At 71.8% G+C, this 20,528-nt stretch carries 21 protein-coding genes; 13 read left to right on the top strand and 8 right to left on the bottom strand.

Annotated features, from left to right (window positions below; translation table 11 throughout):
* The first annotated feature begins 82 nt into the window (after positions 1-82).
* Entirely contained in the window at positions 83-1,315 is a 1,233-nt protein-coding gene (locus tag ACIPTO_RS14350; protein WP_401191678.1) for an alpha/beta hydrolase, read from the top strand.
* Between the two features lie 58 nt (positions 1,316-1,373).
* Positions 1,374-2,222 (top strand): DUF4429 domain-containing protein, encoded by an 849-nt coding sequence (locus ACIPTO_RS14345; protein WP_366313946.1) that lies wholly within the window; start codon positions 1,374-1,376, stop codon positions 2,220-2,222.
* Positions 2,223-2,334: 112 nt separating this feature from the next.
* On the opposite strand, the gene ACIPTO_RS14340 is transcribed toward ACIPTO_RS14345, so the two are convergent.
* The gene (locus tag ACIPTO_RS14340) at positions 2,335-3,351 is read right to left on the bottom strand and encodes an aldo/keto reductase (protein ID WP_401191675.1); all 1,017 of its coding nucleotides are present in this window, start codon (positions 3,349-3,351) and stop codon (positions 2,335-2,337) included.
* The gene (locus ACIPTO_RS14335; protein WP_366313942.1) at positions 3,348-3,812 is read right to left on the bottom strand and encodes a MerR family transcriptional regulator; all 465 of its coding nucleotides are present in this window, start codon (positions 3,810-3,812) and stop codon (positions 3,348-3,350) included. Before ACIPTO_RS14335 ends, ACIPTO_RS14340 begins: the two co-directional genes overlap by 4 nt.
* Before the next feature lie 97 nt (positions 3,813-3,909).
* Here ACIPTO_RS14335 and ACIPTO_RS14330 point away from each other — a divergent pair, with 97 nt between their 5' ends.
* Positions 3,910-4,377, top strand: a complete 468-nt coding sequence (locus tag ACIPTO_RS14330; RefSeq protein ID WP_401191673.1) for a GNAT family N-acetyltransferase — start codon at positions 3,910-3,912, stop codon at positions 4,375-4,377.
* A gap of 19 nt (positions 4,378-4,396) precedes the next feature.
* Positions 4,397-5,212, top strand: a complete 816-nt coding sequence (locus tag ACIPTO_RS14325; RefSeq protein ID WP_401191670.1) for a serine hydrolase domain-containing protein — start codon at positions 4,397-4,399, stop codon at positions 5,210-5,212.
* Here the strand turns inward: ACIPTO_RS14325 and ACIPTO_RS14320 are convergent.
* Positions 5,209-5,859 (bottom strand): pirin family protein, encoded by a 651-nt coding sequence (locus ACIPTO_RS14320; protein ID WP_401192128.1) that lies wholly within the window; start codon positions 5,857-5,859, stop codon positions 5,209-5,211. The two genes, ACIPTO_RS14325 and ACIPTO_RS14320, sit on opposite strands and share 4 nt — an antisense overlap.
* 74 nt (positions 5,860-5,933) lie before the next feature.
* On the opposite strand from ACIPTO_RS14320, the gene fasR reads away from it, so the two are divergent.
* The 5 genes from fasR (at position 5,934) to fabF (ending at position 10,881) form a co-directional block, all read left to right on the top strand.
* Positions 5,934-7,139: a fatty acid biosynthesis transcriptional regulator FasR gene (gene fasR / locus ACIPTO_RS14315; protein WP_366313936.1), complete on the top strand. Its 1,206-nt coding sequence runs from the start codon at positions 5,934-5,936 to the stop codon at positions 7,137-7,139.
* Between the two features lie 89 nt (positions 7,140-7,228).
* Positions 7,229-8,146: an ACP S-malonyltransferase gene (locus ACIPTO_RS14310; RefSeq protein WP_401191667.1), complete on the top strand. Its 918-nt coding sequence runs from the start codon at positions 7,229-7,231 to the stop codon at positions 8,144-8,146.
* An 18-nt stretch (positions 8,147-8,164) separates the two neighbouring features.
* Positions 8,165-9,163 carry a ketoacyl-ACP synthase III gene (locus ACIPTO_RS14305; RefSeq protein WP_366313932.1) on the top strand — a complete coding sequence of 333 codons (999 nt, stop codon included), beginning with the start codon at positions 8,165-8,167 and terminating at the stop codon, positions 9,161-9,163.
* 83 nt (positions 9,164-9,246) lie between these two features.
* The gene (locus ACIPTO_RS14300) at positions 9,247-9,495 is read left to right on the top strand and encodes an acyl carrier protein (protein WP_033286874.1); all 249 of its coding nucleotides are present in this window, start codon (positions 9,247-9,249) and stop codon (positions 9,493-9,495) included.
* A 114-nt stretch (positions 9,496-9,609) separates the two neighbouring features.
* Positions 9,610-10,881, top strand: a complete 1,272-nt coding sequence (gene fabF / locus ACIPTO_RS14295) for a beta-ketoacyl-ACP synthase II (protein ID WP_328831673.1) — start codon at positions 9,610-9,612, stop codon at positions 10,879-10,881.
* Positions 10,882-11,022: 141 nt separating this feature from the next.
* On the opposite strand, the gene ACIPTO_RS14290 is transcribed toward fabF, so the two are convergent.
* Positions 11,023-11,517 (bottom strand): DUF3145 domain-containing protein, encoded by a 495-nt coding sequence (locus tag ACIPTO_RS14290; RefSeq protein ID WP_266768288.1) that lies wholly within the window; start codon positions 11,515-11,517, stop codon positions 11,023-11,025.
* Positions 11,518-11,770: 253 nt separating this feature from the next.
* Here ACIPTO_RS14290 and ACIPTO_RS14285 point away from each other — a divergent pair, with 253 nt between their 5' ends.
* Both ACIPTO_RS14285 and ACIPTO_RS14280 read left to right on the top strand, forming a co-directional pair.
* Positions 11,771-12,673 (top strand): SGNH/GDSL hydrolase family protein, encoded by a 903-nt coding sequence (locus tag ACIPTO_RS14285; protein ID WP_401191665.1) that lies wholly within the window; start codon positions 11,771-11,773, stop codon positions 12,671-12,673.
* Positions 12,674-12,683: 10 nt separating this feature from the next.
* Positions 12,684-13,661 carry an aldose epimerase family protein gene (locus ACIPTO_RS14280; RefSeq protein ID WP_401191663.1) on the top strand — a complete coding sequence of 326 codons (978 nt, stop codon included), beginning with the start codon at positions 12,684-12,686 and terminating at the stop codon, positions 13,659-13,661.
* Between the two features lie 82 nt (positions 13,662-13,743).
* Here the strand turns inward: ACIPTO_RS14280 and ACIPTO_RS14275 are convergent, their stop codons facing one another.
* Positions 13,744-16,194 carry a beta-glucosidase H gene (locus ACIPTO_RS14275; RefSeq protein ID WP_401191661.1) on the bottom strand — a complete coding sequence of 817 codons (2,451 nt, stop codon included), beginning with the start codon at positions 16,192-16,194 and terminating at the stop codon, positions 13,744-13,746.
* 124 nt (positions 16,195-16,318) lie between these two features.
* Here ACIPTO_RS14275 and ACIPTO_RS14270 point away from each other — a divergent pair, with 124 nt between their 5' ends.
* Entirely contained in the window at positions 16,319-16,903 is a 585-nt protein-coding gene (locus tag ACIPTO_RS14270; RefSeq protein WP_401191658.1) for a TetR/AcrR family transcriptional regulator, read from the top strand.
* A gap of 29 nt (positions 16,904-16,932) precedes the next feature.
* Here ACIPTO_RS14270 and ACIPTO_RS14265 read toward each other — a convergent pair whose 3' ends face one another.
* Positions 16,933-17,271: a YrdB family protein gene (locus ACIPTO_RS14265; RefSeq protein WP_366313921.1), complete on the bottom strand. Its 339-nt coding sequence runs from the start codon at positions 17,269-17,271 to the stop codon at positions 16,933-16,935.
* 100 nt (positions 17,272-17,371) lie between these two features.
* On the opposite strand from ACIPTO_RS14265, the gene ACIPTO_RS14260 reads away from it, so the two are divergent.
* Positions 17,372-18,628, top strand: a complete 1,257-nt coding sequence (locus tag ACIPTO_RS14260) for a pyroglutamyl peptidase (protein WP_401191655.1) — start codon at positions 17,372-17,374, stop codon at positions 18,626-18,628.
* On the opposite strand, the gene ACIPTO_RS14255 is transcribed toward ACIPTO_RS14260, so the two are convergent.
* On the bottom strand, positions 18,614-19,438 hold the full coding sequence (locus tag ACIPTO_RS14255) for an EI24 domain-containing protein (protein ID WP_401191653.1): 825 nt from the start codon (positions 19,436-19,438) through the stop codon (positions 18,614-18,616). The two genes, ACIPTO_RS14260 and ACIPTO_RS14255, sit on opposite strands and share 15 nt — an antisense overlap.
* Before the next feature lie 102 nt (positions 19,439-19,540).
* Positions 19,541-20,404 (bottom strand): hypothetical protein, encoded by an 864-nt coding sequence (locus ACIPTO_RS14250; protein ID WP_401191651.1) that lies wholly within the window; start codon positions 20,402-20,404, stop codon positions 19,541-19,543.
* Positions 20,405-20,528 lie beyond the last annotated feature (124 nt).

Genomic DNA, 20,528 nt, shown 5'->3' with positions numbered 1-20,528 from the left:
TTTCTCGTCACGTCCCCCTGAAACGTGATCCCCGTCACTCGGTTAACGCGAGACCCTCTCGTTCTCCTAGTGTGTCCTCCCAGTGACTTCCTTCGACTCCTCCCCCACGCTGAACGCCTGGCGCGCACTGCTCGCGCTGGCCGTGGTGTTCGTGATGCTGGCGACCACCGGTTGGACCGCGGTCCGCAGCCACCCCGGGAAAACGGCGCTCCAGACCTCCCTCTCCGCGTGGGAGCACGGCCATGTGAACGGCCGCGAGCTGCCCGACCCGGACGCCTCCCCGACCAGACTGGCCCGCTTCTTCGCCTCGCTCACCGCGCAGCAGCGGACGCGCCTCGCGCACCGCTACCCGCTCGCGGTCGGCAACATGAACGGCGCCCCGGTCGCGCTGCGCTACCGCGCCAACCGCATCGCCCTCGACCAGCAGCGCAAGGTCGAGAAGAAGCGCATGCACGACCCCCGCCTGACGCCCTACGGCAAGCAGGAGGCCGGCCGGCTCATGCACCGCTTCGAGGCGCTGACGGCCGGGGACCGCCAGATCCTGTCCTTCGACCCCGAGGGCTCGGGCCGTATCGCCGAGGTCTTCGGCGACCTGGACACCGCGCAGCGCGTGTCGGTCATCGTCCCCGGAGTCGACACCGACCTGCTGACCTTCCAGAAGACGTACAAGAACTACACGGCACCGGTCGGCATGGCGCAGAACCTGTACGCGGCCGAGAACACGGCGAAGTCCGCGACCGACACCACCGGCACGCGGACCGCCGTCATCGCCTGGGCCGACTACACCGCCCCCGGCGGCCTGGGCATCGACTCGGCCACCGCGGGACGTGCCGAGGCCGGCGCCGTACGGCTGAACGCGCTGGTGCGGGCGCTGCCCGGCGCCTCGCGGATCGCCCTGTTCTGCCACAGCTACGGCTCGGTGGTGTGCGGGGTCGCCGCGCACGGGCTGCCCGCCCGGGTGACCGACATCGCGGTGGCCGGCAGCCCCGGGATGCGCACCTCCAGCGCGGCCCACCTGCACACCCACGCCCGGGTGTGGGCGATGCGGGACGCGAACGACTGGATCCAGGACGTGCCGTACATGGAGCTCGGCGGCCTCGGACACGGCGAGGACCCGGTGTCGGACGCGTTCGGCGCGCGCGTCCTGGCCGCGAAGGACGCGCAGGGCCACACCGGGTACTTCGCGCCCGGCACCGACAGTCTCGCCAACTTCGCCGACATCGGGGTTGGCGCGTACCGCTCGGTGACGTGCGCGCACGAAGGTGACACCTGTCGAGAGGGTTTGTCCGGCGCCCCGGCGGCCGGACGCGCGTAGAAACAGCAGGAAGTGCGGTCTGCGCGGGGATGGGACGGAGGAGCATGTGCCGCCTACGATGAGCCGCATGGGTGACGTACTGGCCGGAATTCATGCCGCCTGGGAGTTCGAGTCCGACTCCGTGCTCATCCGCTACGAACGGGGCATCCGGACACCCAGGCTGTTCCAGGCGCTCGGCGAGCGCCGGATCCCCTTCGAGGCGATCGAGACGGTGACGCTCGCACCGGGCCGGCGCGGCACGGTCGTGCTGCGCGTGCAGCCGCGGGCGGGGGCGGACCCGTTGATGGAGGCGGCCGCGGACCAGCTGAAGGAGAGCTGCGATCCGTATCGGCTGGTGCTGCCCGCCGAGCGGGAGACCCTCGCCGAGTACTACGCCGACGAACTGCGTGCGCGGCTCAAGCCGCACGACGGGCCGGCGGAGCGGTTCCTCGTGGCCGCGCCCGAGGTGCCGCTGCGGTTCAAGGCGTACGACGGGAAGGCGTCCTTCGACGGGAAGACGGTGTCGTTCCGGTGGTTCTGGACCGGTGCGTCGTCCGCGAAGTGGAAGGCCGGCGACCAGAGTTTCGCGGTCGCCGACCTGAACGGGGTCGAGTGGCACTCCCCCGAGGTGTTCGAAGGGCATCTGCGGCTGCTGCGCGGCACCGCAGCGCCGCTGCCCGTCGACCAGGACCCGGCGGCCGTGGTGTTCGGGCTGGGGTACGGGCCCGTGCACGAGTCGCTGCCGTTCGCGGCGGCGGTCCTCTCCGCCGTCCGCACCGCCCGCCCCAGTGCCGTGGTGCCGGCCATGCGGCGCGACCCTGCGGACATCGCCGAGCGGATTCGGCATCTCGGGGAGTTGCATCAGTCGGGGCTGGTGACGGATGAGGAGTTCGCCGTGAAGAAGGCGGAGCTGCTGGCGGAGTTGTAGCGGGGGCGGGGCAGGGGCGGGGGCTGTTCGTTGCTTCTTGGCTGCTGCCCGGTGGGGGCCTGTCGCGCGGTTCCCCGCGCCCCTGACGAGGCGCTCCAGCTCCGGGTGTTCTCTACTCCCTGTTGGACGACGTGAACGTCATGTCCGCGTAGCGGTCGCCCGCCACCTTGCCGGCGATCGGCTCCAGGAGGGACAGCTCGTCGTCCGTCAGGACGATCCTCGTCGCCGCCGTGTTCTCCTCCACGCGGCCCGGCTTGGTCGTCCCGGGGATGGGGATGACCGGGAGGCCGTGGACCTGGGAGCGCTGCTGGACCCAGGCCAGGGCGATCTGGCCCAGGGACGCCCCGTGTGCCTCGGCGACGGTGCGGACCGGGTCGAGGAGGGTGGCGTTGGCGGCCGCGTTCTCGCCGGTGAAGCGGGGCTGGGTGCGGCGGAAGTCGCCCTCGGTGAGGTCCTGGTCGGCGTTGGCGAAGGAGCCGGTGAGGAAGCCCCGGCCCAGCGGTGAGTACGGTACGACCGCCACGCCCAGCTCGGCGGCGGCGCCGACCAGGCTGATCTCGACGTCCCGGCTGAACAGCGACCACTCCGACTGCACGGCGGCGACGGGGTGGACGGCGTGCGCCGCCCGGAGTTCGGCGCCGGTGACCTCGCTCAGGCCCAGGTGCTTGACCTTGCCCTCGGCCACCAGTTCCGCCATCGCGCCGACGGTGTCCTCGATGGGGACGGCCGGGTCGCGGCGGTGCATGTAGTAGAGGTCGATGACGTCGATGCCGAGCCGCTGGAGGCTCGCCTCGACGGCCTGGCGGATGTACGGGCGGTCGTTGCGGATGACGCGCCGGGTGGGCTCGTCGGGCGGGATCGACAGGGCGAACTTGGTGGCGATGACGAGCTCGTCGCGGTGGGCGTTGAAGAACGGCGACAGGAACCGCTCGTTCTCGCCGACGCCGTACGCGTCCGCCGTGTCGTACAGGGTGACGCCGAGTGCGAAGGCGCGGTCCAGGGCGGCCCGGGACTGCTTCGCGTCCGCGGGGCCGTAGGCGAAGCTCATGCCCATGCAGCCGAGGCCTTGGACGCCGACCTCGGGGCCGGCCGCGCCGAGCCGTGCGGTCGGGATCGTGGTGTCGGTCATCCTGCCTTCTCCTTCTCGTAGGCGCGGCCGGCCGTGGCGTAGAAGTTGATCTTCCGGTCCAGGACGGCCAGGGTGTCCTGCAGTTCGGCGATCCTGGCGACGACGTCCCTGCGGGTCGCCTCCAGGAGTTCGAAACGGTCGCCGTAGGTGTGCTCGCCCTCGCGCATCAGCTCGGCGTAGCGGACCATGTCGGCGACCGGCATCCCGGTCAGGCGGAGCTTGCCGACGAGGTCGAGCCAGTCGAGGTCGCGGTTGCTGTAGCGGCGCTGGCCGGTGTGCGAGCGGTCGATGTGCGGCATCAGCCCGATGCGCTCGTACCAGCGCAGGGTGTGCGCGGTCAGCCCGGTGAAGGCGACGACCTCGCTGATCGTGTAGCTGTCCGCGCCGTCCGGACGCCGCTCGGCCTGCGGTGGGCCCGCGCAGCTGTCGGTCCTGGTACCCGTGGTCTCCATCACCGTCATGACCACCACGCTATGGCCTTGGAGTGCACTCGAAGCAAGCGGAACCGGTAAGAAATCGGCGGGACGGGCCAGGGGTGCGCTGGATAGCGTACGGACCATGAGTCTCGTACGACGGGCAGCGCCCGAGGATGCCGCCGAACTGCTGCGACTGCGCCAGGTGATGATCGACGCGCTGCACGGGTCGGACCCCGGCACGGGCTGGCACGCGGAGTCTCTGCCGGCGCTGCGGGAGCGGCTGGCGTCGGACGACGGCTTCCGGGCGTTCGTCGTGGACCACCCGGAGCGGCCGGGGGCGCTGGCCGCGCTGGTCGCCGGCACGGTGGACTACCGCATCGGGAAGGCGGGCAACCCGCACGGGATGACCGGGTTCGTGTTCAGCGTCGCCACCGACCCGGACGCGCGGCGCCGCGGGTACGCCCGCGCGTGCATGGAGGAGCTGCTCCAGTGGTTCCGCGAGCGCGGGGCCGGCCAGGTCCTGCTGACCGCCTCCCCCGACGCCGAGCCGCTCTACGCCTCCCTCGGCTTCACCCGCAAGCCCGACCCCATGATGGGCCTCATGCTCTGAACCACCTAGGCTCGACGGCATGTCCCTGCAGAGCCTCGCGCTGATCGAGAACTGGCCGGTGCCGACCGCGGCGGCGGCCGTCGTACGAGCGGACGGCACCGTCCTCGGCACCCACGGGCCGACCGGCCACCGCTTCCCGCTCGCCTCGGTCACCAAGCCGCTCGCGGCCTACGCCGCCCTCGTCGCCTACGAGGAGGGCGCGATCGAACTGGACGAACCGGCCGGCCCGCCCGGTGCCACGGTCCGCCACCTGCTCGCCCACACCTCGGGCCTGGCCTTCGACGAACACCGCGTGACGGCCCCGCCCGGACAGCGCCGCCTGTACTCGAACGCGGGCTTCGAGCAGCTCGGCGACCATGTGGCGAAGGCGACGGAGATCCCGTTCGCGGAGTATCTGCGCCAGGCGGTCCTCGACCCCCTCGGCATGACGTCCACCGCGCTGGACGGCTCCCCCGCGAAGGACGGCGTCTCCACCGTCGACGACCTGCTGCGCTTCGCCGCCGAGCTCCAGGCCCCCCGCCTCCTCGACCCCCGCACGGTCGCCGAGGCGATGACGGTCCAGTACCCCGGCACCAAGGGCGTCCTCCCCGGCTACGGCCACCAGAACCCCAACGACTGGGGCCTCGGCCTGGAGATCCGCGACTCCAAGTCCCCGCACTGGACGGGTGGTTCGTCCTCCCCGCGCACGTTCGGCCACTTCGGCCAGGCGGGCACGTTCCTCTGGGTCGACCCGGCCGCGGGCGCGGCCTGCGTCGCCCTGACGGACCGGCCGTTCGGCCCGTGGGCGGTCGAGGCGTGGCCGACGTTCACGGACGCGGTGCTGGCGGAGCTCTAGAGCATCTCCCACATCAGCACCTCGGCCCCGCTGTCCGCCTCCACCGCCACCCCCCGCGCGTCCGTGACCCGCGCCGCGTCCCCCGGTCCCAGCTTCTCGCCGCCCAGGCGTACTTCACCGCTCACGACATGGACGTACACGTGCGCCGCGTCCGGTACGGCCGTGCGTTCGCCGGGGACCAGCCGGCGGACGTGCAGCATCGCGCCGGCCTCCGGTACCGCGTAGGGCGTGGAGTCGGCGATGCCGCGGACGATCTCGTACGACGGTTCGCCGCCGGGTTCCAGGGGGGCCAGCCACATCTGCACGAAGGTCAGGGGGCCGTCGCTGTCGTTGCGTTCGACGTGCCGGACGCCGGCGGCCGAGCTGAGGCGCTGGACGTCGCCGGGGCGGACCCGGGTCAGCTCGCCCGTGGAGTCGCGGTGGCTCAGCTCCCCTTCCACGACCCAGGTGATGATCTCCGTGTGGCTGTGCGGGTGTTCGCCGAACCCGGCGCCGGGCGCGAGCCGCTCCTCGTTGCAGGCGATGACCGCGCCGAACCGGAGGTTGTCGGGGTCGTAGTGCGGGCCGAAGGAGAAGGCGTGCCAGGACTCGATCCCGGCCTGCGGGTCACCCCCTGGGTAGCGCTCGGCGGAGCGCCGTACGTCCATCACACGGTCCACGGTAGACCTCGCCCGCGACCCGCCACCGCACGCTCCCGTCCGGATAGGGCAGTCTTGGTCCCGTGCCCGAACCCGAAACCAGCAGACCCGCAGGCCCTGTGCCCCGTGCCCATTCGCACCCGGCGACTCTGAAGCGGCTGGAGCAGTCGTCCGGGAGTCTCGCCGTCCAGGCCATCGCGCGCATGGACGAGACGCTGCCGTGGTACCGGGCGATGCCACCGGAGAACCGTTCCTGGATCGGGCTGGTCGCGCAGGCCGGTATCGCCGCGTTCACCGAGTGGTTCCGGCATCCCGACGCCCCGCAGGCCATCTCCACCGATGTCTTCGGCACCGCACCGCGCGAGCTGACCCGGGCCATCACGCTCCGCCAGACCGTCGAGATGGTGCGGACGACCATCGAGGTCATGGAGTCCGCGATCGACGAGGTGGCCGCGCCCGGCGACGAGTCCGTGCTGCGCGAGGCGCTTCTCGTCTACGCCCGCGAGATCGCCTTCGCGACCGCCCAGGTGTACGCGCAGGCCGCCGAGGCGCGCGGCGCGTGGGACGCCCGGCTGGAATCACTCGTCGTGAACGCCGTGCTGAGCGGTGAGGCCGACGAGGGGGCGGTCAGCAGGGCCGCCGCGCTCGGGTGGAACTCGCCCGAGCATGTGTGTGTGGTGCTGGGGACCGCGCCCGACGGGGACAGCGAGCTGACCGTGGAGGCGATCCGGCGGGCCGCCCGGCACGCCAAGCTCCAGGTGCTCACCGGGGTGCTCGGGGACCGGCTCGTCGTCATCGCCGGCGGCAGCGACAACCCGCTCGCCGTCGCCAAGTCGCTGATCGGGCCGTATGCCGCCGGACCCGTCGTGGCCGGGCCCATCGTGCCCGACCTGCTGGCCGCCACCCGCTCCGCGCAGGCCGCCGCCGCCGGGCTCAAGGCGTGCTCCGCCTGGCAGGACGCCCCGCGCCCGGTATTGGCGGACGACCTGCTTCCGGAACGCGCGATGGCCGGGGACCCCAGCGCCCGCGACCAGTTGGTGGAGGAGATCTACAGACCGCTGGAGGAGGCCGGGTCCGCGCTCCTGGAGACACTGAGTGTCTATCTGGAGCAGGCGAGCAGCCTCGAAGGTGCCGCACGCATGCTGTTCGTCCATCCCAACACCGTGCGCTACCGGCTTCGACGTGTGACTGACGTCACCGGCTGGTCGCCGTCGGATGTACGCTCCGCGTTCACGCTGCGGATCGCGCTGATCCTGGGGCGTCTGGCCGATGGAGATCCCCAGAACTAACCTTTTGTCGGGGCTCCACAAAACCCCTTCCCGTTCTTCGTCCCTGTCCCCACGGGCGGCCGTGCCCGTCCCCAAGAGAGAGTGTGAGAGTGCTCGTACTCGTCGCTCCCGGCCAGGGCGCCCAGACGCCCGGCTTCCTGACCCCCTGGCTCGACCTCCCCGGTGTCGAGGACCGTCTGCGTGCCCTGTCGGCCGCCGCCGACCTCGACCTGGTGCACTACGGCACCGACGCCGACGCGGACGAGATCCGTGACACCGCCGTCGCCCAGCCGCTGCTCGTCGCCGCCGGACTGGTCTCCGCCGCGGCCCTCGGCGAGGTGTCGCCGGGTGCCGTCGCCGGTCACAGCGTCGGCGAGATCACCGCCGCCGTCCTCGCGGGCGTCCTGGACGACACGGACGCCCTGACCCTCGTGCGCGGGCGCGGTCTGGCGATGGCCGAGGCCGCCGCGATCACCGCGACCGGCATGTCGGCGCTGCTCGGCGGCGACCCGGACACGACGGTCGCGCACCTGGAGAAGCTCGGCCTGACCCCGGCCAACGTGAACGGCGCGGGCCAGATCGTGGCCGCCGGCACGATGGAGCAGCTCGCCGCCCTGGAGGCCGACAAGCCCGAGGGCGTCCGGCGGGTCGTGGCCCTGAAGGTGGCCGGCGCGTTCCACACCCGGCACATGGCCCCGGCGGTCGACACGCTCGCCAAGGCCGCGCAGGAGCTGACGCCCGCCGACCCGACGCTCACGTACGTCTCGAACAAGGACGGCCGGACGGTCGCCACCGGTGCCGAGGTGCTGGACCGGCTGGTCGGCCAGGTCGCCAACCCGGTCCGCTGGGACCTGTGCATGGAGACCTTCAAGGAGCTGGGCGTCACCGCCCTCCTGGAGGTGTGCCCCGGCGGCACCCTGACCGGCCTCGCCAAGCGTGCCCTGCCGGGCGTGAAGACGCTGGCCCTGAAGACCCCCGACGACCTCGACGCGGCCCGCGAGCTCATCTCCGAGCACGCCGACGCCTGAAGAAGGAGCCGTACGAACATGTCGACGAAGATCAAGCCGAGCAAGGGCGCACCGTACGCGCGCATTCTCGGCGTGGGCGGTTACCGTCCGGTCCGGGTGGTCCCGAACGAGGTGATCCTGGAGACGATCGACTCGTCGGACGAGTGGATCCGCTCCCGTTCGGGCATCGAGACCCGGCACTGGGCGAACGCCGAGGAGACCGTCGCCGCGATGTCCCTGGAGGCGTCCGGCAAGGCCATCGCGGACGCGGGCATCTCCGCCGAGCAGATCGGCGGCGTGATCGTCTCCACGGTCTCGCACTTCAAGCAGACCCCGGCCGTGGCGACGGAGATCGCCGACAAGCTGGGCACGGACAAGGCCGCCGCGTTCGACATCTCGGCGGGCTGCGCGGGCTTCGGCTACGGCCTGACCCTCGCCAAGGGCATGATCGTCGAGGGCAGCGCGGAGTACGTGCTCGTCATCGGCGTGGAGCGGCTGTCCGACCTGACCGACCTGGAGGACCGCGCGACGGCCTTCCTGTTCGGCGACGGCGCGGGCGCGGTCGTCGTCGGCCCCGCCAAGGAACCGCACATCGGTCCGACCGTGTGGGGCTCGGAGGGCGACAAGTCCGAGACGATCAAGCAGACCGTGCCGTGGACCGAGTACGACTCCGCGGGCAAGTTCCCTGCGATCACGCAGGAGGGCCAAGCGGTGTTCCGCTGGGCCGTGTTCGAGATGGCGAAGGTCGCCCAGCAGGCGCTGGACGCGGCCGGGATCACCCCGGACGACCTGGATGTCTTCATTCCCCACCAGGCCAACGAGCGGATCATCGACTCGATGGTGAAGACGCTGAAACTGCCGGAGCACGTCACGGTCGCGCGTGACGTACGCACCACCGGCAACACCTCGGCCGCCTCGATTCCGCTCGCTATGGAGCGGCTTCTGGCGACCGGCGAGGCGAAGAGCGGCGACACCGCGCTCGTCATCGGCTTCGGGGCGGGTCTTGTGTACGCCGCGACGGTCGTTACCCTCCCCTAGGCACTCCGTGCCGGATCATCATCGGATCCGGTGCGGGAGAAGCACCGCCACACCCTCTGGATCACAAAGAAGGAGCGCCTGACATGGCCGCCACTCAGGAAGAGATCGTCGCCGGTCTCGCCGACATCGTGAACGAGATCGCCGGCATCCCGGTTGAGGACGTCCAGCTGGACAAGTCCTTCACCGACGACCTGGACGTCGACTCGCTGTCCATGGTCGAGGTCGTCGTCGCCGCCGAAGAGCGCTTCGACGTCAAGATCCCCGACGAGGACGTCAAGAACCTCAAGACGGTCGGCGACGCGACCACCTACATCCTCGAGCACCAGGCCTGAGCCACGTCTCGGGCCCGGACCACCGGGCCCTAGCCGCCTCATAGGCCCGGCTGCATGCCCCGCCACCCGGCGGTGGCGCCGCTTAATCCTCGTACCGTTGGAGAAAGAATTCCCGTGAGCCCGACCAATCGCACCGTGGTCGTCACCGGTATCGGCGCAACCACACCGCTGGGTGGCGACGCAGCTTCTACCTGGGAGGGTCTGGTCGCCGGCAAGTCCGGCGTCAAGCCCCTGGAGCAGGAGTGGGCCGCCGAGCAGGCGGTCCGTATCGCCGCGCAGATCGCCGTGGAGCCCTCGGAGGTCATCCCGCGTCCGCAGGCACGCCGGCTGGACCGCTCGGCGCAGTTCGCGCTGATCGCGGCTCAGGAGGCGTGGGCCGACGCCGGTTTCACCGACAAGGCCGGTGAGGACACGTCCGTCGACCCCGACCGGCTCGGCACCGTCATCGCCTCCGGCATCGGCGGTGTGACGACCCTCCTCGACCAGTACGACGTGCTGAAGGAGAAGGGCGTCCGCCGCGTCTCCCCGCACACCGTCCCCATGCTGATGCCGAACGGCCCGTCCGCCAACGTGGGTCTGCTCGTGGGCGCCCGCGCGGGCGTGCACACGCCGGTCTCCGCCTGCGCCTCCGGCGCCGAGGCCATCGGCTACGCCATCGAGATGATCCGTACCGGCCGCGCCGACGTCGTCGTCGCGGGTGGCACGGAGGCGGCGATCCACCCGCTGCCCATCGCCGCGTTCGGCAACATGATGGCGATGTCCAAGAACAACGACGACCCGCAGGGCGCCTCGCGTCCCTACGACACCGGCCGCGACGGCTTCGTCCTCGGCGAGGGCGCGGGCGTCCTGGTCCTGGAGTCCGCCGAGCACGCCGCGAAGCGCGGTGCCCGGGTGTACGCGGAGGCGGTCGGTCAGGGCATCTCGGCCGACGGCCACGACATCGTGCAGCCGGAGCCGGAGGGGCGCGGGATCTCCCACGCCCTGCAGAACCTGCTCGACAACACCGATCTCGACCCGGCGGAGATCGTGCACGTGAACGCGCACGCGACGTCGACGCCCGCGGGTGACGTGGCCGAGCTGAAGGCGCTGCGCAAGGTGTTCGGTGACGACGCGGACCACATGGCGGTCTCGGCGACGAAGTCGATGACCGGGCATCTGCTGGGCGGTGCGGGCGGTGTCGAGTCCGTCGCCACCGTGCTCGCGCTGTACAACCGGATCGCGCCGCCGACCATCAACGTCGAGAACCTCGACCCGGAGGCGGAGGCCAACGCGGACGTCGTCCGCGGCGAGGCCCGCAAGCTGCCGGTCGAGGGCCGTATCGCCGCGCTGAACGACTCGTTCGGGTTCGGCGGGCACAACGTGGTGCTGGCGTTCCGCACGGTCTGAGACTCCTGCTGAACGGTGTGTGGCCCGCTCCCCGGGTTCGGGGGGCGGGCCACATGTCGTTCGTCGGCCGGCGGTCGCGGCCGGTGGGTGCTGGGCGCGGAGTTCCCCGCGCCCCTGAAGGCACCGGCTCCGGACGCGCTGTCAGACCACCTGGTGCAGCCAGCGCACGGGTGCGCCCTCGCCCGCGTAGCGGAACGGCTCCAACTCGTCGTCCCACGGCTTGCCCAGGAGCTTGGCGATCTCCGCCTCCAGGTCCGTCTCGCCCTGCTGAGACCTCGTCAGGGCGGCGCGGAGGCGGTCCTCCGGGATGAGGATGTCGCCGTGGATACCGGTGACGGCGTGGTAGATGCCGAGGTCGGGGGTGCAGCTGTAGCGCTCGCCCTCGGCGGTGGGGCAGGGTTCGGCGGTCACCTCGAAGCGGAGGAGGTGCCAGCCGCGGAGGGCCGAGGCCAGTTTGGACGCCGTACCCACCTCCGCCTGCCAGGAGAATTCGGAACGCCATGTTCCGGGGGCCGCGGGCTGTCGGATCCAGTCGAGGCTGACGCGTGTGCCGAGCACCCCGGCGACGGCCCACTCGACGTGCGGGCACAGCGCGCGCGGCGCGGAGTGCACGTACAGGACTCCACGTGTCGTCACCGGGACCTCCGGACAGAGCGGGGCATCTTGCGGGCTGGTAAGCGGCGGCTGCAGCGCAGCCTTGTTGAGGGCGAGGCTACCGTGCGGCGGGGCGCGGAGTGTGACGTACCGTCCGTCCCGCTGCCAGGAAACCCCGCCATTCACCCATGGGGACGCTTGTACGGGGGTGAGCCGTTGCATCGCACACGTTCGGGAACCCTCGCGCGTTGTTATGGGTTGAGATGTGACACGACACCAAGGGGCTGGGCCAGGCATGCGATTCCGACGCCACCGTTCACGGGCCGTGCTCGCCGTCACGGCGGCGGCCGTCCTGGGCGCCGCAGGCTGTGACGCCGGCGGCGGCTCGGCGAACCCGCACGGCAAGAGTGGTACGGCGGCGAAGGCGAAGCCGTCCCCCAGCCCGCTGTGGGACCGCAGCCCGTCGTCGGTCGCGGCGGTCGGCGACTCCATCACCCGCGGTTTCGACGCCTGTACGGTCCTCTCCGACTGCCCGGAGGTCTCGTGGGCGACGGGCAGTTCGGCCTCGGTCGACAGCCTCGCGGTACGGCTGCTGGGGAAGACGGGCGCGGCGGAGCGCAGTTGGAACTACGCGCAGACCGGCGCCCGGATGGCCGACCTCCCCGCGCAGATCGGCCAGGCGGTGACGCGCAGGCCGGAGTTGGTGACCGTGATGGCGGGGGCCAACGACGCCTGCGCCGCCTCGACCTCGGCGATGACCTCCGTCGCCGACTTCCGCGCGGGCTTGGAGACCTCGCTGAAGACCCTGCGCAGGTCGCTGCCGAAGACGCAGGTCTACGTCTCCAGCGTGCCGAACCTCAAGCGGCTCTGGTCGCAGGGGCGGACGAACCCGCTGGGCAAGCAGATCTGGAAGCTGGGCATCTGCCCCTCGATGCTGGCCGACGCGGACGCCCTGGACTCGGCGGCGACCGCGCGGCGGGACGCGGTGCAGGACCGGGTGGAGGCGTACAACACGGTGCTGAAGCAGGTGTGCGCGACGGACGAGCGGTGCCGTTTCGACGGGGGCGCGGTCTACGACTACCGCTTCGGGACGGACCAGTTGAGCCACTGGGACTGGTTCCACCCGAGCAAGGACGGCCAGGCTCGGCTCGCCGAGATCGCCTACCGCCACGTCACCGCGCGGACACCGGTGGCCTAGGGTTTCCCTCATGAACGAACTTTTCGGCACACTTCCCGACGGCACACCGGTGCACCGCTGGACGCTGGAGCGGGCGGGCGTGCGGGTACGGGTGCTGTCGTACGGCGGGATCGTGCAGTCGGTGGAGGTGCCGGACCGGGCGGGCCACGTGGCCGACGTGGTGCTCGGGTTCGCCGACCTGGACGGCTATCTCGACCGTCCGGAGCCGTATCTCGGGGCGTTGGTGGGGCGGTACGCGAACCGGATCGCGGGCGGCCGTTTCCCGCTGGACGGGGTCACGTACTCGCTGGCGCAGAACAACGCGCCGAACTCCCTGCACGGCGGCGAGCGCGGCTTCGACAAGCGCGTGTGGGACGTCGAGCCGGTCGAGCACGGGCTGCGGCTCAGCCGGGTCAGCGCGCACGGCGAGGAGGGCTTCCCGGGGCGGCTCGTCGTCTCGGCGACGTACACGCTGGACGCGTCGGGCGCGCTGCGGTTCGCCTACGAGGCGACGACGGACGCGCCGACGATCGTGAACCTCACGAACCACAGCTACTTCAACCTCGGCGGCAGCGGCAGCGGCACGGCGGGCGGTCATGAACTCCGGCTCGCCGCCTCGCGGTTCACGCCGGTCGACGCCGACCTGATCCCGACCGGCGCGCTCGACGACGTCACGGGCACGCGCTTCGACTTCCGTGAGGCGCGGAAGGTCGGCGCCGACTACGACCACAACTTCGTGCTCGACAAGGGCAGCACCGAAGCCCCCGTCGAGATCGCCGAGCTCCACGACCCGGCGTCCGGGCGGGTGTTGACGGTGGCGACGACCGAGCCGGGCATCCAGCTCTACACGGCGGACCACCTGGAGGACCCCTTCGTCCCGGGCGCCGGGATCGCCCTGGAGACCCAGCACTTCCCGGACTCCCCGAACCGGCCGGGGTTCCCGAGCACGGAGCTGCGCCCGGGGCGGACGTACCGGTCGGAGACGGCGTACGGCTTCTCGGCCCGCTGACGCCGGCCGCCCCGGTACGGGATGAGCCCCGGTCCAGGGGTCAGGTCCCGGACCGGGGCTGTCTGAGGGGACGTGTCCCGGATCAGACGTTAATCGTCGTCGCGACCCTGCGGTCGGTGATCGAGCGTCCGGCCTGGATCTCGTACGAACCCTTTACAACTGCCCACGCGTTCGCCGTCTCATCCCACATCTCGAAAGATCGGCGCGGAAGTTCGAGGACCACGTCGACGCTGTCGCCGGGTGCGGCCTCGACCCCGGCGAAGCCGGCCAGCCAGCGGGCGGGCCGCTCCGGGTCGGTCTCGACGGGGGCCAGATAGACCTGGACCACCTCACGGCCGTGCCGGGCACCGGAGTTGGTGACGCGCACGGTGACGGACGTACCGTCCGCCTCGATGGCGTCGTAGCTCCAGTCGGTGTAGCCGAGGCCGTGCCCGAACGGGTACGACGGGGTGCGGCCCGCCTTCTCCCAGGCCCGGTAGCCGATGAACACGCCCTCGGTGTACGGGAGTTCGCCGTTCTCGGGGACGACCTGGGTGACCGGGGCGTCGGTCAGGGAGCCCCAGGTGGTGGGGAGCCGGCCGCCGGGTTCGTGGGCGCCGGTGAGGACGTCGGCGAGGGCGGCGCCGCCCTCCTGGCCGGGGAACCAGCCGAGCAGCACGGCGGCGACCTCGTCGCGCCAGGGCATGTCGACCGGGGAGCCGGCGTTGACGATCACGACGGTGTTCGGGTTGGCGGCGGCGACGGCGTGCACCAGGTCGTCCTGGCGGCCGGGGAGCCGCAGGTCCGTGCGGTCGTAGCCCTCGGACTCGACGCGCTCGGTGGTGGCGACCACGACGACGGCGGTGTCGGCGGCGCGGGCCGCCTCGACCGCTTCGGCGATCAGTTCGTCGGGATCACGCTGCGGTTCCTGGTGGACGAGGGTGAAGCCGACGACCTTCAGGTCGCGGTTCTCGGCGAAGCTGACGACGTAGGCCAGGGACACCTCGACCGGGGTGCCGGCGGTGAGTTCGACGCGGGCGCGGGGTTCGGGGGAGCCGAAGAAGGAGCCGAACGGGTCCTCCTTGACCGGGCGTTGGACGTCGTCGTAGTAGGTCGTGCCGTCGACGGTGAGGGTGAAGGCGCCGAGTCCCTTGATGCCGAAGGTGTGTTCGCCGGTGTCGCGCGGGGTGAAGGTGCCGGCGAGTTCGACGGTGTGGAGGGTGTCGTGGGTGACGCCCTCGGGGAGGTCGTCACCCATCCACCGGAGCTGTCCGCTGGGTGCGTCGGCGCTGCCGATGACCCGGCCGGCCGCGTCCCGGCAGACGGCGCGCAGCTCGAACCCCTTGTCGGCGTCGGCGAGTTCGGTGTTGGGGTCGGCGCCGACGGCGTAGCCGAGGGCGCCTTCGGGGAGGGCGGCGGTGAGGCCGTCGAGCGGGGAGACGACGTGCGGCGGGAAGACGACGGCGGAGCCGCCGCCGAGGACGCGGGCGTCGCGGGCGGCGGCGCCGAGGAGCGCGACGGTGCCGCCGGGCCGGAGCGGCAGGGCGTGGTGCTCGTTGCGGACGAGGACGAAGGAGCGGCGGGCGATCTCGCGGGCGAGGGCCTCGCCGTCGACGGGGGCCGGGAGCCGGTCCCGCGCGACGACCGGCTCGGCGCCGTCCAGGATGCCGACCCGGGCGGCGAGCCGCAGCACGTTCCGTACGGCGGCGTCGACGGTGGCCTCCGCGACCTCGCCGTCGCGCACGGCCCGCGCGAGGGCGTCGCCGTAGACGGTCTTCGGGCCGGGCATCGCGACGTCGAGGCCGCCCTCGATGGTGCCGACGGTGGAGCGGGCGGCGGTCCAGTCGGAGACGTTGAAGCCGTCGAAGCCCCATTCGCCGCGCAGGATCCCGTTCACGAGGTGGCGGTGCTCGGACATCGTGGTCCCGTTGACCGTGTTGTAGGCGGTCATGATGCCCCACGGGTGGGCGTTCTCGACGATGTGCTCGAAGGGGGCCAGGTACAGCTCGCGCAGGGCGCGTCCGGAGACCAGGTTGTTCACGGTGAAGCGGTCGGTCTCGGCGTCGTTGGCGACGAAGTGCTTGACGGTGGTGCCGACTCCGCCCGCCTGCACGCCCCTCACGTACCCGGCGCCGATCCGCCCGGTGAGGTACGGGTCCTCGCTGTACGCCTCGAAGTGCCGTCCGCCGAGCGGGGACCGGTGGAGGTTGACCGTCGGCGCGAGGAGCACGTGGACGCCCTTGCGGCGGGCCTCCTGGGCGAGCAACACGCCTGCGCGGTGCGCGAGTCCGGGGTCCCAGCAGGCGGCGAGTGCGGTCGGGGAGGGCAGTGCGACGGAGGGATCGGCGGCGGTCCAGCGCACGCCCCGGACGCCGATCGGGCCGTCCGACATGACGAGGGACCTCAGGCCGATCTCCGGGAGCGCGGGCAGGGACCACATGTCCTGCCCGGCGAGCAGCCGCGCCTTGGCATCGAGGCCGAGCCTGCCGAGTGCCACCTCGACGACCGCTTCCACCGCCGCTTCCGCTGCGCCCGCTTCACGGGTTCCCGCCATCCCGGTGCCTCCTCGTCGAGTCCGTGGTGAGCCCACGGTGAGTGCGTGTGGTGCCTCCATCGTGCATCGGTTGCCTGTAGAGCGGTAGGTTTCGTAACCTTGCCGTTATGTGAACGGTGGCCGGGTGTCGTACGGTGACGCCATGAACGCCACGAACTCCAGGACCCGGCACGAGGAGCGGCGCGCCGAGATCGTGCGGGCGGCGCTCGAAGTGATCGCCGGGCGCGGCTACCGGGGCACGAGCCTGGCGGCGGTGGCGGAGCGCGTCGGCCTGACCCAGCAGGGCCTGCTGCACTACTTCCCGACGAAGGACGCGCTGCTGGTCGCCGTCCTGGAGGAGCGCGACCAGTGGGACGCGGTGCCGGACACCCGCTGGCGCGTCGACCTGCTGGCCTCGCTGGTCGAGTACAACGCGATGCGCCCCGGGATCATCCAGACCTTCTCCGCCCTCCTCGGCGAGAGCGTCACGGAGGGCCATCCGGCCAGGGAGTACTTCACCGAGCGCTACACGCGCGTACGGGGGAGCATGGCGGGCGTCCTGCGCGCCGAGTACGGCGACCGCCTGCCGAACGGCCTCACGCCCGAGCGGGCGGCGCCGCTGCTGGTGGCGGTGATGGACGGCCTGCAGTACCAGTGGCTGCTGGACCCGGAGTCGGTGGACATGCCGGGAGCGTTCAGGGACTTCCTGGCACTGCTGGGCGAGAACTGAGGGCCCGTCAATTCAGCCTGTCGGCACGCCTACTGGTGCCAGACAACGGCCAGGGTCTTGCTCACCACACACACCAGGGCGAGGACGAGGGCCCAGTCGTAGGCCCCGGCGAGGACGAGGGCGGCCACCCCGGCCCCGAACCAGACCACCTCGAACCCGACCCGCCCGGCCCCCCGCACCTTGTACCTCGCCTTCGGCGAACCGCACAGGCCCCACACCACGGCGAGCACGACCGGCGCGCCGATCCCGAGCAGCCAGACCGCCGGCGTCGCGACGTCCCGCGTGAACCCCCAGTACCCGACGGCGACCAGGGCACCCAGCTCGATGGCGAAGAGGACGCCGAGGTTCGCTGCCTTCGCTGACTTCATGGGCGAAGTATCACCCGCCCCGTGGCACGGACCACACCCGTCGGGCGATACTGCCGCCGTCCCGTACCGCACCCCACTGCGACGGAAGGCCTCAACCACCTTGAACGTCATACGCGTTCGGACCAGCGTCCTCGGACTGGCCCTGCTGGCCGGTTTCTCCGCACCCAGCACCGGAGCGGCGGCTGCCGACACCGCCCTGTCCCCAACCGTCGAGGAGCAGCGGCTCGACCAGGAGGTCCCCCAGGAGATCCTCGACCACTCCGGATTCGACACCGTGGCACCGGAGTTCGGCCGGGCGCTGGACGGCGCGCACAGTTACGCACAGGCACGGCGGATCGTCGTGCGCGAGGGGACCGCGCTGTGGCGGCGGGCCGTGGCACGGGCGCAGGGGCGGGGGCCGGCCGGCGGGGATCTGAGCCGGGACGACGACCGGCCGCTGTACTGGGCCCGGTTGGGGATGACCCGGGAAGTGCGGGGATGGGAGCCCGGGTTCGGGCTCAGTGCGAGGCAACGGGCCTCTCTGCTCTCCGAGTTGGAGGTGACCTCGCGCGGGCAGAGCAGCGTGCGGTATCCGCACGAGAAAGGCGTCAAGCGGATCCTCGTGACCGGGTTCGATCCGTTCACGCTCGACGCGGACATCCGGATCTCCAATCCGTCCGGGGCCACCGCGCTGGCGCTCGACGGCACGGTGATCCGGACCGCCGACGGGCCCGCGCGGATCGAGACGGCCATGTTCCCCGTGCGGTGGGCCGACTTCGCGGACGGGAGCGTGGAGCGGGCGTTGCGGCCGTATCTGCCGAAGGTGGATCTGTTCACCACGGTGAGCCAGGGGCGGGTCGGGCGGTTCGACGTCGAGCGGACCAACGGGGCCTGGCGGGGCGGATATCCGGACAACGACAAGGTGTCGAGGACGGAGACCGTGCCGGTCGCCGATCCGGCCTCACAGCCCCAGTGGACGTCGACGACCCTGCCGTACCGGGAGATGGTGGCCGCCGACACCGGACGGTTCCCAGTGTACGACCACACCGAGGTGACGGAGATCCCGGCGGGCGGCACCGATCCCGTCGTACGGCCGGACGGGCCCACCGCGGGGTCCACGGCCCGTGCCGGGGGCGGCGGGAACTATCTCTCCAACGAGATCGCCTACCGGGCGACGCTGCTGCGGGACCGGCTCGGGCTGCACGACACCCTGCCCGGCGGTCATATCCACACGCCGGTCCTGCAGTTCGGGGCGGGCAACACGGACCCGGCGACGGGGACGATCACCGATCCGCAGTTCGTGCGGAACCGGGTGGACATCATCGCGCAGGTCAGGGCGCTGGTGACGGTGGCGATGGACGCGTCACCGGGCGACTGACGCGGGCCCTGCCTCCGGGCCCTCCTCGTCCCCGCGTCCCTCCTCGTCCCCGTGTCCCTCCTCGGTCTCCTCCCCCAGCAGCTCCCGGGCCATCATCGTCGCCCCCGCCACCGCCCCCGGCATCAGGAACACCGCGACGAACGGGACCAGGAAGGAGAGGCCGAGGGGGGTGCCGAAGCCCCAGACGAGGGTCTTGCGGGAGCGGAGGAGGGTGAGGCGGGCGCGGAGGTCGACGTCCCGGCGCTGGAGGGCGACCGCCGTCAGTTCCTCGGTGAGGAAGAAACCGGTGACGAAGAAGCCGATCACCGGGACGACCGTCTGGCCGGCGAACGGGACGAAGCCCAGGGCGAAGAGGAGGACGCCCCACAGGAGCGCGCGGACCAGGATGCGGAGGCTGTCGCGGGCGGAGATCCACAGTTCGCGCCAGAGCGGGAGGCCGGACTCCGGGGCCGTGCCGTCGGGCGAGATGTCCTCGTCGACCTTCTCGGAGATCGTCTCGTAGAAGGGCTGCCCTATCAGCAGGGTGACCGCCGTGAAGGTCAACACCGAGAGCAGCAGGGCGAGTACGAACAGGACGGCCGTGAGGAAACCCCGGAACAGGCCCTGCCACGGACTCGACCAGTCGTCCGCGAAGGGCGTCGTCCAGGTGACGAAGTCCTCGCCCCAGAGCGCCAGCGCGACCAGCGCCGCCAGATACAGGACGAGCGTGATCAGACCGGGGATCAGCCCGAAACCGTACTGCCTCCCGTGCCGCGCGACCCAGCGCTGGCCCTTCAGGAGATAGCCGAACCCCGCTCCAAGATCATGCATGGGGCGAACTTTACTCAGCCGTTCCGCACCCCGCACCGGCCCGGGCCAACTCCTTTCACCCGAAGCGGTCTTCGACGAGCGCCCGGTCTCCCCGCCCCGGTCCTACGCCGTGCTCACCCCCACCACGACCGCCCGCTCCGCCGTCGGCGCCACCGCCGCCGTCACCCGGACCGCCGTCGCCCGCGCCACCCGGCCCGCGCGGGAGGTCGCCGCGAGGAGGGCCGGCTGGAGGCGTTCCAGGGCGGAGACGAGGAGTTCCTCGCCCGCAACCACGACCGGGCCCGCGACCTTCGTGGTGGCCGCCGCGGCCTCCGTGAGGTCGGCGAGCGGGGGCAGCGCGGCCCGGATCACGTTCACGCCCGCGGTCGCCGTCCGCTCTGCCAGCGCCACCTGGAACGGGAGCAGCGGAGCCAGTGCCGCCGTCAACGCCTCGGCCACGCGCCGGAGTTCGGGTGAGGAGTCGGCCAGTACGTCGGCCGCCGCCCGGATCAGCGGGGTCAGGGCCAGCAGCAGGCCCGCGGCCACGCCCGCCGTGGCGGGGAGCAGCGGCGAGGCCGCCTCGACCAGGTCGCCGAGCGCCGCCGCGAACTCCTCGACCGCCGGTTCCACCGCGTCCAGCACGGGCAGCAGGCTGTCGCCGAGCACGGTCAGCAGGGCCTGCGCCGGTGCGCTCACCGGGTGCACCGCCAGCGGGGCGCCGCTCGTGCCGAGTCGGGTCAGGGTGTCGACGATGCGGTAGAAGGCCTCCTGGGCCTGCGGCGACGCGCTCGCCTCGGCCAGCCCCGCGGTGGTCTCGCGCAGCACCCTGATCGCCTCCGCGCCCGAACCGTCGCGTGGATCAAGGGTGTTGATCGCGATCCTGGTGATGTTCCCGGCCGTGTCGAGGAGTTGGCCGGTGATGTCGGTGGTGCTGCGCGCCATGCGCAGCATGTCGTCCCTGCTGGGGAGCGAAGGGAGCGTTGCCATGGGAACTCCTCGCCGTACGCGGACGTGCACAGCCGGACGGAACCGGTGACCTGTGCCCAGCATGCCCCTTTCCCGGCCGCCTGACTGCGCCATCCGGGGCATCGACGACACCGACACCTTCCCG

The organism is Streptomyces sp. NPDC090083 (assembly GCF_044747445.1).
In the GTDB taxonomy this organism is placed as follows: Bacteria; Actinomycetota; Actinomycetes; order Streptomycetales; family Streptomycetaceae; genus Streptomyces.
The sequence above is the reverse complement of the archived record's forward strand: the minus strand, read 5'-3'. Positions and strand labels throughout refer to the sequence as shown.

Bases quoted from the DNA above. Each gene is read 5' to 3' on its own strand.
- ACIPTO_RS14345 (WP_366313946.1), top strand. From the start codon at position 1,374: ATGAGCCGCATGGGTGACGTACTGGCCGGAATTCATGCCGCCTGGGAG.
- ACIPTO_RS14340 (WP_401191675.1), bottom strand. From the start codon at position 3,351: ATGACCGACACCACGATCCCGACCGCACGGCTCGGCGCGGCCGGCCCC.
- ACIPTO_RS14335 (WP_366313942.1), bottom strand. From the start codon at position 3,812: ATGACGGTGATGGAGACCACGGGTACCAGGACCGACAGCTGCGCGGGC.
- ACIPTO_RS14330 (WP_401191673.1), top strand. From the start codon at position 3,910: ATGAGTCTCGTACGACGGGCAGCGCCCGAGGATGCCGCCGAACTGCTG.
- ACIPTO_RS14325 (WP_401191670.1), top strand. From the start codon at position 4,397: ATGTCCCTGCAGAGCCTCGCGCTGATCGAGAACTGGCCGGTGCCGACC.
- ACIPTO_RS14320 (WP_401192128.1), bottom strand. From the start codon at position 5,859: ATGGACGTACGGCGCTCCGCCGAGCGCTACCCAGGGGGTGACCCGCAG.
- ACIPTO_RS14305 (WP_366313932.1), top strand. From the start codon at position 8,165: ATGTCGACGAAGATCAAGCCGAGCAAGGGCGCACCGTACGCGCGCATT.
- ACIPTO_RS14300 (WP_033286874.1), top strand. From the start codon at position 9,247: ATGGCCGCCACTCAGGAAGAGATCGTCGCCGGTCTCGCCGACATCGTG.
- ACIPTO_RS14285 (WP_401191665.1), top strand. From the start codon at position 11,771: ATGCGATTCCGACGCCACCGTTCACGGGCCGTGCTCGCCGTCACGGCG.
- ACIPTO_RS14280 (WP_401191663.1), top strand. From the start codon at position 12,684: ATGAACGAACTTTTCGGCACACTTCCCGACGGCACACCGGTGCACCGC.
- ACIPTO_RS14275 (WP_401191661.1), bottom strand. From the start codon at position 16,194: ATGGCGGGAACCCGTGAAGCGGGCGCAGCGGAAGCGGCGGTGGAAGCG.
- ACIPTO_RS14265 (WP_366313921.1), bottom strand. From the start codon at position 17,271: ATGAAGTCAGCGAAGGCAGCGAACCTCGGCGTCCTCTTCGCCATCGAG.
- ACIPTO_RS14255 (WP_401191653.1), bottom strand. From the start codon at position 19,438: ATGCATGATCTTGGAGCGGGGTTCGGCTATCTCCTGAAGGGCCAGCGC.
- ACIPTO_RS14250 (WP_401191651.1), bottom strand. From the start codon at position 20,404: ATGGCAACGCTCCCTTCGCTCCCCAGCAGGGACGACATGCTGCGCATG.